This is a genomic window from Cupriavidus sp. GW821-FHT02F09, assembly GCF_059421605.1.
The window spans coordinates 196948-209200 of the sequence record NZ_JBWKVH010000001.1 but is presented as its reverse complement, the minus strand read 5'-3'; the positions used below and the strand labels follow the sequence as shown (position 1 = coordinate 209200).

At 65.2% G+C, this 12253-nt stretch carries 11 protein-coding genes; 4 read left to right on the top strand and 7 right to left on the bottom strand.

The annotated features are described in order from the left end of the window. Nucleotides 1-81 precede the first annotated feature (81 nt). Entirely contained in the window at nucleotides 82-1269 is a 1188-nt protein-coding gene (locus AC07XB_RS01145; RefSeq protein WP_492828627.1) for an alpha/beta fold hydrolase, read from the bottom strand. Between the two features lie 288 nt (nucleotides 1270-1557). After that, entirely contained in the window at nucleotides 1558-2625 is a 1068-nt protein-coding gene (locus tag AC07XB_RS01140) for a porin (protein ID WP_492828596.1), read from the bottom strand. 359 nt (nucleotides 2626-2984) lie between these two features. Here AC07XB_RS01140 and AC07XB_RS01135 point away from each other — a divergent pair, with 359 nt between their 5' ends. Beyond that, nucleotides 2985-3449, top strand: coding sequence for a DUF4126 domain-containing protein (locus AC07XB_RS01135; RefSeq protein ID WP_492814975.1), 465 nt, complete (start codon nucleotides 2985-2987; stop codon nucleotides 3447-3449). Nucleotides 3450-3584: 135 nt separating this feature from the next. Here the strand turns inward: AC07XB_RS01135 and AC07XB_RS01130 are convergent, their stop codons facing one another. Further along, a complete protein-coding gene (locus tag AC07XB_RS01130; protein ID WP_492370616.1) occupies nucleotides 3585-3848 on the bottom strand; it encodes a hypothetical protein in 264 nt (87 codons plus the stop codon). Between the two features lie 607 nt (nucleotides 3849-4455). Here AC07XB_RS01130 and fliD point away from each other — a divergent pair. Both fliD and AC07XB_RS01120 read left to right on the top strand, forming a co-directional pair. Next, a complete protein-coding gene (gene fliD, locus AC07XB_RS01125; RefSeq protein ID WP_492370617.1) occupies nucleotides 4456-5892 on the top strand; it encodes a flagellar filament capping protein FliD in 1437 nt (478 codons plus the stop codon). A 141-nt stretch (nucleotides 5893-6033) separates the two neighbouring features. Then, nucleotides 6034-7740 (top strand): MBL fold metallo-hydrolase, encoded by a 1707-nt coding sequence (locus tag AC07XB_RS01120; protein ID WP_492370618.1) that lies wholly within the window; start codon nucleotides 6034-6036, stop codon nucleotides 7738-7740. Between the two features lie 136 nt (nucleotides 7741-7876). On the opposite strand, the gene AC07XB_RS01115 is transcribed toward AC07XB_RS01120, so the two are convergent. Both AC07XB_RS01115 and AC07XB_RS01110 read right to left on the bottom strand, forming a co-directional pair. Next, nucleotides 7877-8443 (bottom strand): TetR/AcrR family transcriptional regulator, encoded by a 567-nt coding sequence (locus AC07XB_RS01115; RefSeq protein WP_492370619.1) that lies wholly within the window; start codon nucleotides 8441-8443, stop codon nucleotides 7877-7879. Nucleotides 8444-8753: 310 nt separating this feature from the next. Continuing rightward, nucleotides 8754-9266, bottom strand: a complete 513-nt coding sequence (locus AC07XB_RS01110) for a copper resistance protein CopQ (protein WP_492828594.1) — start codon at nucleotides 9264-9266, stop codon at nucleotides 8754-8756. Nucleotides 9267-9935: 669 nt separating this feature from the next. Here AC07XB_RS01110 and AC07XB_RS01105 point away from each other — a divergent pair. Further along, entirely contained in the window at nucleotides 9936-10259 is a 324-nt protein-coding gene (locus AC07XB_RS01105; protein WP_150985789.1) for a hypothetical protein, read from the top strand. A gap of 182 nt (nucleotides 10260-10441) precedes the next feature. On the opposite strand, the gene AC07XB_RS01100 is transcribed toward AC07XB_RS01105, so the two are convergent. Together AC07XB_RS01100 and AC07XB_RS01095 are read right to left on the bottom strand one after the other, a co-directional pair. After that, nucleotides 10442-11683: an FAD-dependent oxidoreductase gene (locus AC07XB_RS01100; protein ID WP_492370803.1), complete on the bottom strand. Its 1242-nt coding sequence runs from the start codon at nucleotides 11681-11683 to the stop codon at nucleotides 10442-10444. A gap of 49 nt (nucleotides 11684-11732) precedes the next feature. Continuing rightward, the gene (locus AC07XB_RS01095; RefSeq protein ID WP_492370621.1) at nucleotides 11733-12218 is read right to left on the bottom strand and encodes a hypothetical protein; all 486 of its coding nucleotides are present in this window, start codon (nucleotides 12216-12218) and stop codon (nucleotides 11733-11735) included. Nucleotides 12219-12253 lie beyond the last annotated feature (35 nt).

The window sequence follows — 12253 nt, the reverse complement described above, 5'->3', positions numbered from 1 at the left end:
TCTACCCTTGCTTGTCTGTTTTCTGTTGTCTGTTTTCTGTCAGCGCGCCGCGTTGGCCTGCGGCGCACGGGATGACTTTACTTACACCATCAGCTCGCGCAGCCACTCGACGATGTGCGCCCCGGCGATACGCTGGCCCGGCTCCTCGTCGCGGCTCAGTGCCATGCCATGGTGATTGCCCCGCACGCGGATATGGCGCTTTTCCGTGCTGCCGATCTGCGCGTAGATGGACTCGATATCGGCCGGGAACGTGCACTGGTCGCCGGTGTATTCCAGCAGCAGCGTGGGCTGGTGCACCGCGCCGATGGTCTTGTCCAGCGATGCGTTGGAAGTCAGGCCCGACCAGGTCGACAGCCAGGACTGCGGCGTCACCACCCGTGCGAAGCCAACGCTGCCCCAGTTGGAAACAAAGGGGTCCTTGCCCCACAGCGTGCCCGTTTGGCGGTCCGACGGGTCCAGGGTGATGTCCCAGGACCGCAGGTCAGCGTCCGTGCGCCAGACGTGGAAGATGGGCGCATGCGCGGCCACACGCCGGTCCAGCTCGCTGCCGGCGCCTGCCTTGATGCGCTGGCGGGCGGCCTGCTTGCGGCGCAGCAGTTGCCTCGCGTGCTCGTCGATCCGCTTCACCCGCTCTTCCTGCGCGGCGCTGTAGCGCGCGACAAAGTCCGGCGCATAGCTGCCGCGTCCACTCGCGGCGTCGAAGCCGTTCGCCGCGGAGAACGGATCGAGCGACGCATCGGTTTGCATCGGGTCGTTCTCGTCGACCACGGAGGGATCGAGCCCGGTCATCAAAAGCTTGCCCTGCCCGGGATGCGGAGAGATCAGGATCATGCCGTCAACCGTGGGCATCTGCAGCTCGGCCAGGTTGGTCGGACGGCCACCCGGGGTCCGCGCGATGCGCTGCGCAGCCGGCGCGAGCGCCTGCTGGTTGTAGAAGGTGTACAGCGAAGCGCCGCCGGAATTGCCCAGCAGCACGATGCGCGCAAAACCCAGCTCGCGCAGGTGCGTCATGCCTGCCGCCACGTCGAACAACGCGATCTCATGCTCCAGCCGCAGGTCGTTGCCGATCGACCGGGGGCCCTGCACCCAGCAGGCGCAGCCGGCGTCGAGAATGAACGGCACGAGATAGTGCGTGATCGCCATCTCGCGGGGGTGCATGATGGAAACGACGGTCTTTTCCTTGCCGGTCGCCGTGAAGAGAAAGCCGAGCGTGCGCTGGCCGTCCGCGGTACCCAGCGCATAGGGGACCATCTGGTAAGGACGCGTCATCAGTCGTGCATCCCACGACGCGCCACGCATGCCCGCTGTTACCTGTGCCTTGTTCTGCTCCGTCACGGCGTCTCCTTTGATTAAATGCTACCGTCTCAATAATTTAGACATTATTTGAGTGCATGTCAATTAATGGTAAACCTTGCCCCACCGCTACGCAGCCGGCGCCCGGCCATGAACAAAAAAGCGGCTGCATCGTCATATCGACGGGCAGCCGCGAAGAGCCAGCATTAGCCGCACGGGAAAGTGCCAGATGTGCCCGGCGACAAGCGCGCTAGACGCCGCCACTCAAAAGCTGTGCCGCAGGCCCACCACCGTGCCAAGCTGATTGGCGCCAGGGACGATCGAGCCGTCGTAACCGTTGGCGCTAAGCGCGGAGCCGCCGCTGTTCTTTGTGTAGGAGGCCGTCAGGTAGGCATCGGTACGCTTGGAGAACCGGTAGTCGACCGACAGCACAAAGGAGATCGGGTCCTTGGCCGAGGTGCGGTCATTGGTCTTGTACACGGCGCCGGTCAGCGCAACGGCCGGCGCCAGGTTCCAGTTCACGCCGGTCCACATCAGGTCCGTGCGCGACATCGACGCCAGCAACTGGCTCGCCAGCCTGCGGTAGCCCACATAGATGCTGACCGCCTCCAGATCCACCGCGGCCGTCCCGACATAGCGCCGCTCGGTCTTGCCGGCCGTCGCGGCGCTGTTGCCATTGAGCTGGTCATACACGCCGCCCACGCGAAAACGGCCGGCCTGGTAAGTAAAGCCCGCGCTCATGTCGCGCCCCACGCGGCTGTTGCCCGGCACCTCCGAACCGTTGGCCACCGTGGAGTCCACCCCGAAGCTATACAGCGCCGCTACGGTCAGCCCGCCAAACTTGCCGGTGTACTTGGCCGCGTTGTCCACGCGACCCGCCAGCCAGCTGTCGTGGCTGAACGACGAGTACTTCGGCGCGAAGAACATCGGGTCGAACGAGATGACCAGGTCGAACATCAGGTTGTGATGCCGGCCCAGCGTGAACTGGCCATACGTGCTGCTGTCGAAGCCGACATAGGCCTTGCGTCCAAAGATCCGGCCGCCCTGCGAGGACACTCCGGTATCGAGCATCATGCCGCCTTCCAGCACAAAGACACCCTTCAGGCCGCCACCGAGATCCTCCACCCCACGCATGCCCCAGCGGCTGCCGGCAATGTTGCCGGAAGTCATGCGGAACAGGCCGTCCCCCTGCTTTGCCGCGTTCGGCACGCGGTTCAGGTATTCGACGCCCGCGTCCACCACGCCATACATCGTGACGGACGACTGGGCGTGCGCCCGCCCGTGGGTCAGTGCCGCCAGCGTGGCCGCGGCCATGGCCAGTGCTTTCTTCATTGCTCCTCCTTGATCGGGTCTGGTCCGCGAGCTGCGATCGGCCCGCGGGCTATCGTGCCGTTGCCCGACAGGCGGCTTCGGCAACGGATGCCTTCCCGTTAAATTGATATAGACTCAATAAATGTTATTGTTTTTTGATTCCATATCAAATAATGGTTTTCCCGATGCCGAGGCACCTAGGGAAGATGCAACTCAAGTCCCCGGCGAGCCCGCGTCTTCTTGCTCGGGCGCTTGCTTCGCCATGCGCCGCTGGCATACTCGCCATGTGGGTTAGCGCACGTGCCCACGCACGGCCCGGCCTTAAGCTCACCGCGTCACAGCCATGCCACCGTTGTCAGCCTTGATTGAGGACAGACGCCATGACCCTGTACGTGCTCTCGCTTTTTATCGGCATCGTGGCTGGCCTGCGCGCCATGACGGCGCCTGCCGCCGTCAGCTGGGCGGTCCACGCGGGCTTGCTGGATCTGTCGGGCAGCTGGCTTGCCTTCATGGGCTATCGGTTCACGCCATGGGTCTTCAGCGTGCTGGCCGCAGTGGAGCTCATCACCGACAAGCTGCCCGGCACGCCGAGCCGCAAGGTGCCGCCGCAGTTCGGCGCGCGCATTCTCTCGGGGGCGCTGTGCGGGGCCACGATCGGGGCGGGTGGCGGCATGCTGGTGGGAGGGGGCATTCTTGGCGCCGTGGGCGCGGTGATCGGCACGCTCGGCGGCGCGGCGGTGCGCGCGCGCCTTGCGGCGATATTCGGCAGGGACCTGCCGGCGGCGGTCATCGAGGACCTGGTTGCCGTCATTGGCGCGGCGGTCATCGTCCTGTCGCTGGCTTAGAGGCCATTTCAAAACGATGCTGGCGTCGTCGCGCGGCCTTGGCCGATCCGCTTGTGCTGTCTGCGGCCGCGCGCCTGGCCAGAACCGCTTCGCTTCATCTTGAAACGGCCTCTTAGGCACCGCCGCCAGCTGGTCCTACAACGGATCGACCAGGCTGCGCACGACCTCCGCCAGGCGGGCCGCGCGTGCGCGCCCCTTCGCGTCCAGGCCGAGCGCGCCACCCGCGGCCAGCGCCTGCAGGCCAAAGGCGGCGTCGGTCATGTCGCGCCATGAGGGGTGGTCGGCGTGCATGGCCTCCAGCGCCTGCGCGCCAGCCGCCAGGCGCGCCGGGTCAGGCTGCTGGCCGGCCGCCAAGTCTTCCAGTACCGCCGCTGCGTCGAGCAAACCCTTGCGGTCCATATCGGCATCTCCCTCTCAAACTTAATGGCAAATTGACGGTCCCGCAGTGCATTTTTTTGCAGGCCCGGCGATGGGTTTCGCTGCGGTTGGCGACACGCCGTGGGCGGCGCCGACCCAAACGATATGCGCGGACTTTCACCCCTTATTCACTCAATTGGCCCCAGGCCCACGCCGCTACGATCTTGAGCGTGAAGAGTGAAGCACACGATCGGGATTACCCCCTGGTTTTCGGTCGATGCGCACATCTTCAGCGCGAAACGAGGACAAGATCGGCGCCCACAGCCGACAGATCAGCGAGCCGGGGTGAAATCAGCAGCATCTTAATGGCCAGTGGCGTCCCACGGCTGTCCCGGCGTATCCGTATCTACCCTCGTGTCGACAACATCAAGGGCGACGCGACAGCCAGGCCACTGGCACCGGATTTCCTGCCAGGAACCAGCGGCTTGTCGCAATACAGCGCACGCTTATGGCGACGCCATCGATCAGTACCTCGCCCGAGGAAGCCCTGCGTGCCGGCCGTATCATCCGCGCGCAACTGGCTCTCCTGACCAGCCGGGCCGCTTCGGCGGGCCGGCCTCCTCCAACATGCAATTAAGGGATTGCAACCATGGCTATTTCCTCGATAGGAGTCGGGTCCCAGCTGGACCTGAGCACCTTGCTGGACAATCTGCAAAAGGCGGAAGAGACCAAGCTCACTGCCCTGACCAAGAAGGCCACCGTCCACACCACCAAGCTCTCCGCTTATGGTCTGCTGCAAGGCGCGCTGGCTTCGTTCCAGAATGCCGCCAGCGCGCTCGGCTCGGCGAGCCTGTACAACAGCAGCACCACCACCTCCAGCAATACCGGCGTGCTGGGCGTCGTGGCCGACAAGTCCGCCTTGGCGGGCAGCTATGCCGTCAAGGTGTCGCAGCTGGCGCAGTCGCAAACGCTGGTGTCCAATGGCATCACCGACAGCACGGGCCAGTTGCTGGGCAGCGCCAAGATCACGATCGAATTCGGCACCACCGAGGGCGCCGTCTTCACGCCCGGCACCGCCAAGCCTGCCTCGATCAACATCAACGGCACCAACAATACGCTGGCCGGCATCCGCGATGCGATCAATGCATCCAACTCGGGCGTAACCGCCAGCATCGTCAACGATGGCGGCAGCACGCCGTACCGCATGGTACTGACGTCCAACACCACGGGCGCCAAGTCCAGCATGCGCATCTCCGTGGACAGCAACGGCGCCGGCGACCCCAGCACCATTGCCGGCTTGCTGGCGTATGACCCGGCCGGCACCAAGGCGATGAAGCAGAACATCGAGGCCCTCGATGCCAAGCTGAACATCAACGGCATCGACGTGAGCAGCCCGACCAACTCGGTGCAAGGCGCCGCGCCGGGCCTGACGCTGAACCTGCTGAGCAAGGGCGATAGCACGGTGACCGCCGTCACCGACACCGGGACGATGGCTACCGCCGTACAGAGCTTTGTCACGGCCTACAACACGCTGCAAAGCACCGCCGCGAAGCTGTCCGCCTTCGACAAGAGCAACAAGGGCACGCAGTCGCCGCTGCTGGGCGATGCTACGCTGCGCACGATCCAGAACCAGTTGCGCTCCGTGTTCAACGCGCCGCAGACCGCCACCAGCGACTCCAGCCTGGTCAACCTGACCCAGATCGGGATCTCGTTCAAGGCCGACGGCTCCATGGGGCTCGACACCGCCAAGCTGAACAAGGCGCTCGCCACCAACCGGACCGGCGTGGCGCAGCTGTTCAGCGGTGCCGACGGCAAGTCCGGCTATGGCAATCAACTGACGGAAATGGTGAAATCGTTCAGTGCCACAAAGGGCGCGCTGACGACGGCCACCGAAGGCCTCAACACCAACCTGAAGGACCTCGACAGCGCCTACACCCGCACCTCCGCGGGGATCGACGCCACGATGGCACGCTATCGCGCGCAGTTCCAGCAGCTTGACCTGATGATGACCCGGATGAACTCCACCAAAACCTACCTCACGCAGCAATTCGCAGCGATGAACAAAACAACGTCCAACCAGCAGTAATCAGCACCGCAGCCGTCCTGCCCGCAAGTGCGGGACGGCCCCGCTAACGGCTTACCGTCCTCGCTTTCCCTTGGTGGCATAACCGTGCGATGCCGCTACACTGTCGCCTGATCCTAGCCAGTCCATCAGGAACCGCCCCATATGCGCGAACAAGAACAGAGCGGAAACACCCCTCCTTTACGATCCCCCTCGCTGCGTCAAGCCGCAAGCATCCTGGTAGTGCGCGATGGCGCGGCCGGCATGGAAGTGCTGCTGGTGCGTCGCCCCGAGCGCGACGATGACCGCAGCAGCGGCGCCTTCGTCTTTCCCGGCGGCACGCTCGACCCCCAAGACAAGACCCTGCACGACGCCAGCGCCGGCCTGGACGATGCCGCGGCCAGCACCCGTCTCAAGCTGCCTGACGGCGGCCTGGATTTCTACCTGGCAGCCGTGCGCGAGTGTTTCGAGGAAGCCGGCCTGCTGTTCGCGAGCGATGCCAGCGGCAAGCTGATCGCGCTGGACACGCTGGATGCCACGCAGCAGGCATGGCTGCGGCAATCCGCGCGCAGCGGTGGGCCGGGCATGGCGCAGCTCTGCGAGCGCCTTGGCGTGCGCCTGGCTGTGGACCGCCTGGCGTATCACAGCCACTGGCTGACGCCACCCGGCTTGCCCAAGCGCTTCGACACGCGTTTTTTCGTGGCCGTGGCGCCCGCCGGCCAGTCCGCCACGCACGATGGCGACGAGGCCGTGGAGCATCTCTGGATACGCCCGAGCGATGCCATCGATCCGGCGCGCGGCCTGAAGCTGGTGGCCGTCACGCGGCGCACGCTAGCGTCGATTGCCCGCTTCGACACTGCTCAGGCCTGCTTTGACCATGCGGCGCAGCTGCGCGACATTGCGCGCATCATGCCGCGCCTGGCCCAAGGCGGCGGTGGCCTGCGGCCCGTGCTGCCCAGCGAGCCCGCCTATGCCGAGATCGAGCGCATCGACCCGCAAGGCCAGGGCCATGCGCGCTATGAGCTGGCGACCGGCGCCGCGGTACGCCTGTCCGAGCGCATCTGGCGCGTCACCGCCGGCAATGGCAGCGTGATGACCGGGCCCGGCACCAATACGTATTTCGTGGGCGATCCGGCGCGCAACGAATGGGCCGTGATCGATCCGGGCCCCGACGACGAAGCCCATGTGGCCGCCGTGCTGGCGGCCGCGCCAGGCCCGATCCGCTGGATCCTGGCCACCCACACCCACATCGACCACTCGCCGGCGGCATCCAGGCTCAAGGCCGCCACCGGCGCGCCGGTGCTGGGCCGCCCCGCGCCGCAGACGCCACGCCAGGACCAGACCTTCCAGCCCGAGCGCATCCTGGCGCACGGCGAGCGCCTGGCGCTGGGCGAAGGCTGCACGCTGCGTGTCGTCCACACGCCGGGCCATGCATCCAATCATCTTTGCTTCCTGCTCGAGGAAGAAAAGACCCTGTTCACCGGCGACCACGTGATGCAGGGATCCACCGTCGTCATCAATCCGCCCGACGGTGACATGCGCGCGTACCTGGCCTCGCTGGCCGCGTTGCAGGACGAAGACCTGGAATGGCTCGCGCCCGGCCACGGCTTCCTGATGCCCCGGCCCGTGGATGCCATCCGCACCTTGATCCGCCATCGCATGCAGCGTGAGGCAAAGGTGCTCAACGGGCTACGGGAGCTTGGCGAGACCGGCATCGACGCCCTGCTCCTGCGCGTCTACGACGACGTGCCGGAGCGCATGCTCCCGGTGGCAAAGCGCTCGCTGCTGGCGCACCTGCTCAAGCTGGTGGAGGACGGCCGCGTGCAGGAGTCCGACGAGACGTGGCAGGTGCCCAAGCACGCAGCAGGTTGAAACGCGGCGCTCAGATGCAAACAAAAAGCCGACCTCGACAGGTCGGCTTTTTCATGTGCCAGCAGCGGGCTGCCATCTCGTCCGATACTTCCCGGATATTTGATACGTCTTGTCCGTCTTGTACGTCTTGTCCGTCTTACTCGGATACCGAAGCCATCAGCAGGTCCGCGGCGGACTCCAGCCGCTCAGGCGCCCCAAACAGCCGCGCAACGATCAGGCCGTTCTGCAGCGCGCCGTAGATCACCTGCGCCAGCGCGCGAGCCGTCACCGGGTAGACCTTGCCGTATTCCTTCTGCGCGCGCTCGATCAGCCCCATCAGCCAGTTCTCGTTCATGCGGTAGAACGCCTTGAGCTCGGCGTGAACCGACTCCGGCAGGCACAGCGTCTCGGTGGACAACATGCCCGCGAGGCAGATCTGGTCGCCGCAGGCCGCGGTACGCAGGAAGTTTAGGTAGCCCTCGGCTTGCGCGGCAGGGGGAAGCGAAGCATCCACGCTACGCAGCCGCTCGGAGATGCGGGCGCTGTATTCCTTCACCGCCTCCAGCACCAGGTCGTCCTTGGCGGGGAAGTAATAATGGATGCTCGACGTCTTCACGCCAACCAGCTCGGCCAGGTCGCGATAGCTGAAACCATTGAAACCGCGCCGGCGGATAAGCACCAACGTGTGTTCGAGCAGTTGTTCGCGTACGGATTGCGTTTTCATAGCGTGATCTTATCTATCTATCGATAGATCCTCAAGCCAATTTCGTGTGCAGTCGCAACAAGCCGGCTTAGTTGGCCTAAGTTACGCCTCAATTGCGCTTATCACCGCCCTATGTCAGCTCACGCCGGGAGCACTTGCGCCACCACGGTGATTGCAGAGCCACTGGCGACACAGAGAACCACCCAGCCGGCCAGGATAAGGAAGCTGTCCCGTAAGTTCATGATGCACCCCTACTCTATTTCACGCTCACTCTGTTTCCCAACCGCTATCGGGCATCCGTGCGGCGATCGCCGGGATGCCCATGCCGCGCTCAGGCATTGGCGCCTTCGCTGAACACGTCGAACTTGCCGCCACGCGCGCCATCGGTGTAAGCGTCAACGCTGCGGGCGGGGCTGGCGGAGACGCCGCTGCGATCCAGGCCGGCTACCACGCGGGCACCATCCGTGTACGGGTCAGCCTTGCCAACGCGTGCGCCTTCGGTGAACGGGTCGAACTTGCCGCTGCGCGCACCGTCGGTATAAGCGTCAACGCTGCGGGCCGGGCTAGCCGACACACCCGTGCGGTCCAGGCCGGCCACGATGCGGGCACCGTCCGTGTACGGGTCAGCCTTGCCAACGCGTGCGCCTTCGGTGAACGGGTCGAACTTGCCGCTGCGCGCGCCGTCGGTGAAGGCGTCGGGCGTGGTGGTGCGGAACACGTAGCCGTACTTGTCACCCGAGAACGTGCTGTCCTTCGGGCCTGAAGCCTGGGCAGTGCCGGCAACGAAAGCAGCAGCAAGGGCGGCGGCGGTGATCAGGGTCTTGGCGAAGAGGTTCGAGGTCATGATGTTCTCCATTTGCATTTGAGGACCCGCGCTTGGGCGGAATCGAATCGGTACGCTTTGGAACCCTTCGCTTCCTTCGCCTGTTATCTACTAGTAGATAGATGAGCTGGCCAAAAAAAACGGGAATTCCCCGGGTGCTGCGCTGGATCCTCTTTCCTGCTGCAGCTTTTCTTGCTGGGGCGGAACAGCGGCTTCCATGTGTTGAATATTATCTACTGATAGATAGATAGTCAAGGGGTTTTTTAGATCGGAGACCAGAAGTCCAGGATACAGCGCAAAGCGCACATGGACCGTGGCGATACGCTCGAAGAAGGGCTGGGAAAGCCGGGAAAGCCAGAAAAATCGGGGAAGGCACCGGCCGCTGCACACGTTTCGCACTCCGGGAAAGGGCGCGGCCGAAAGGAAAAAGCGCAACAAGGATTTACAACGTTTTACTACGGCCTCCCTGGATTCACTCCTAGGATGAACTGTGCGGGACGCAGCATAGGCAGGCGGGGACGAGCTCTCATGCGCCCTGGCCTGCCTTCACTAGCGTGCCCCGCTGGCCCATCGAGGTTACCGCCCCAGCTTGCCTGGCGTGGCGCAGATGCCAGCTATTCCGGCCGGCCTGTGACCGGGCGCACCCTCGCTGAACCACAGGCGACCACCTCCTTACCACCGGAGCAAGAGATGCGCAGAGTACTCACGTTGACGTTACTTGTCGCCGCCGCAACGGCTTCAGGCCTGAGCTATGGCCAGCAGAAGAAGTTCGACCCGTACACCGACGGGGCCAAGGCCGGCAAGGCCGATCCCTATACAGATGGGGCGAAAACCGGCAAGTTCGATCCGTACACGGATGGTGCGAAGCAATCCACGCAAATGGACCTGAATGCCACGCAAGGCAAGCCCGATCCCTATACGGACGGAGCCAAGGCCGGCAAGGCTGATCCCTATACGGATGGCGCCAAGGCCGGCAAGGCCGACCCATACACGGACGGCGCGAAATCGAAGTAGCGAGCAGCTGAAAGGCGCGGCCACCCACGTGCCGCGCCGCCGCGTGGCAATGCTCGCTCCCGGGCAATAGCGCCCCGGGTTCGGATCTTTGCGGCGGCAACCGCGCGCGGCCCCTTCGCTTGGCCGCGCTGGGTGCGCTTGTGTGCGCCAGGTCGCGTCACCGCCTTCCCAGATCACCACGCCTAGCCGGCCAGGACCCGCTCCGCTTGCCGGCCGCTGGCGCCCAGCAACACCTCTGTCCCGCGCTGCGACGCCAGGATGGCGCGCGCGCTGTATTCCCGCATCGCTGTTTCGTAGCCGCCAATGGCCGCCCGCAGCGAGCGGCGGCCGGCGGCGGCCTCGCCCAGCTGCCGCGATAGCAGGAGCGCATCGTGCAGCGCCGTGTTTGCCCCCAGGCCGCCGGCCGGGCTCATGGCATGGATGGCGTCTCCCAACACCGTGACAGCACTGCTTGGCCAGGCAGCGGGCACATCTGCCGCCCTGACGGGCACCATGGCCAGCGAGGCTCGATCGCTCAGCTGGAACAGCGGGCACAGCCCGGCATGCCACCCAGCCGAGATGCGTTCGAGGCGCGCGGCAAGCGCGTCCTGTTGCAACGCGTCTCCGGCTTCCCAGCCGATGCCAAGGGTTTCGCGCGCGCCGACGATGGCCCAGTAGAGGTAGTCGCCAGGCATGCTCAGGCGGTACCCCGCGGGCGGCGGGCGGAACCGCATCGGATCGATGATGACGGCCAGGCCATCGCCAAAGACGATCGACGTCCTGGCCGGCAGCAAGCCGGATAGCCGCACCAGCGTGGCAGGCGTGGGATAGGTCTTGCCATAGAGGCAGGCAAACCCGGTATCGGCCGGTGCCGCGCCCGGCAGGCGCCGCCGGCGCACCCTTGAATTAACGCCATCCGCCGCGACGAGCAGGTCCGATACAGTGGATGAACCATCGGAGAAGCCCGTTTGCACGCGAGCGTCTCCGTCCTCGCGGTAACGCACAAATACCTTGCCGAAATGCACCCGGTCCTCGATGCCATGCATCAGGACTTCGCGCAGCGTCTGGCGGTTCACGCTCAGGTCTTCCGCTTCCGCTTCCGCTTCTGCTTCCACTTCCGCTGCGGCGGACGCATCGCCCCGGCCACGCCGCCACGCCTCCACCCACCTGCCGCTGACAGCCTCGAGCCCGGTGTCGACTATGTTGACGCCAGCGTTGGGGATGGCGCTGGTCGACTGGAACACGCTGAACAAAGCCGCCGGCAGGCAACCCTTCAAGGCCTCTTGGCCAGCGTGGTCGATCCGGATGCGGTAGCCCTGCGTACGGCTGGCCAGTGCGGTGTCGCGCTCATAGACATCGAAGGCGATGCCGCGCTGCTTGAGCCCTTGCGCCAGGCATAAGCCTCCCAGGCCGGCGCCGACGATGGTGATGTGCAGTGGTTTCATAGGCACGGAGAATGTCGCGGTTTGGGCCATGACGGTGGTTGTACAGCGCTCAACGCGCGGCTGCCCGGGGTGCCTGCGCATCCGCGGACGCATCCGGCGTGGTCTCGTTCAGCGCCCGCGCGGCCAGCGAAAGCGCGTCGGCCATGGTGGCGCAAATCGCCATGGGAATGCCGAAGGCCTTGACGGCAAGCAACGCCTGGGCCCTGAGCGCGGCCCGCTTGACCGGGTCGGGCTCGATGTGGACCAGCGCCTTGCATACCGCGCCGAGCGGCGCCTTGTACTGTTTCAGCCACAAGGCGCGCTGCTTGCGGTCCTCATGCGTTTCCTCCGCTGGCCGCTGATCATGGATCAGGACGAAGGGCCGGCCCTGCTCGACCAGCGCGGTCATCTCCTCGCGCCACTGGATTGCATAGCCCGGCTGCATGGCCGGCGTGCGGCCGATCACGATGGGAAAGCGGCTGGCGTCGTAAATCTGGAAGCTGGGTCTTGCGGATATGGCCGGGATTGCCGGTACGGCGGGGATTGCAGTCTGCATATGGATCTCCTGCGGCGCGGGGAAGTGTGGATGGC

Excerpts from the sequence above, each read along its gene's own strand:
- AC07XB_RS01130 (WP_492370616.1), bottom strand. The coding sequence starts at position 3,848 with ATGGACCGCAAGGGTTTGCTCGACGCAGCGGCGGTACTGGAAGACTTG.
- AC07XB_RS01120 (WP_492370618.1), top strand. The coding sequence starts at position 6,034 with ATGCGCGAACAAGAACAGAGCGGAAACACCCCTCCTTTACGATCCCCC.
- AC07XB_RS01140 (WP_492828596.1), bottom strand. The coding sequence starts at position 2,625 with ATGAAGAAAGCACTGGCCATGGCCGCGGCCACGCTGGCGGCACTGACC.
- AC07XB_RS01100 (WP_492370803.1), bottom strand. The coding sequence starts at position 11,683 with ATGAAACCACTGCACATCACCATCGTCGGCGCCGGCCTGGGAGGCTTA.
- AC07XB_RS01135 (WP_492814975.1), top strand. The coding sequence starts at position 2,985 with ATGACCCTGTACGTGCTCTCGCTTTTTATCGGCATCGTGGCTGGCCTG.
- AC07XB_RS01145 (WP_492828627.1), bottom strand. The coding sequence starts at position 1,269 with ATGACGCGTCCTTACCAGATGGTCCCCTATGCGCTGGGTACCGCGGAC.
- AC07XB_RS01095 (WP_492370621.1), bottom strand. The coding sequence starts at position 12,218 with ATGCAGACTGCAATCCCCGCCGTACCGGCAATCCCGGCCATATCCGCA.
- AC07XB_RS01110 (WP_492828594.1), bottom strand. The coding sequence starts at position 9,266 with ATGACCTCGAACCTCTTCGCCAAGACCCTGATCACCGCCGCCGCCCTT.
- AC07XB_RS01105 (WP_150985789.1), top strand. The coding sequence starts at position 9,936 with ATGCGCAGAGTACTCACGTTGACGTTACTTGTCGCCGCCGCAACGGCT.
- fliD (WP_492370617.1), top strand. The coding sequence starts at position 4,456 with ATGGCTATTTCCTCGATAGGAGTCGGGTCCCAGCTGGACCTGAGCACC.
- AC07XB_RS01115 (WP_492370619.1), bottom strand. The coding sequence starts at position 8,443 with ATGAAAACGCAATCCGTACGCGAACAACTGCTCGAACACACGTTGGTG.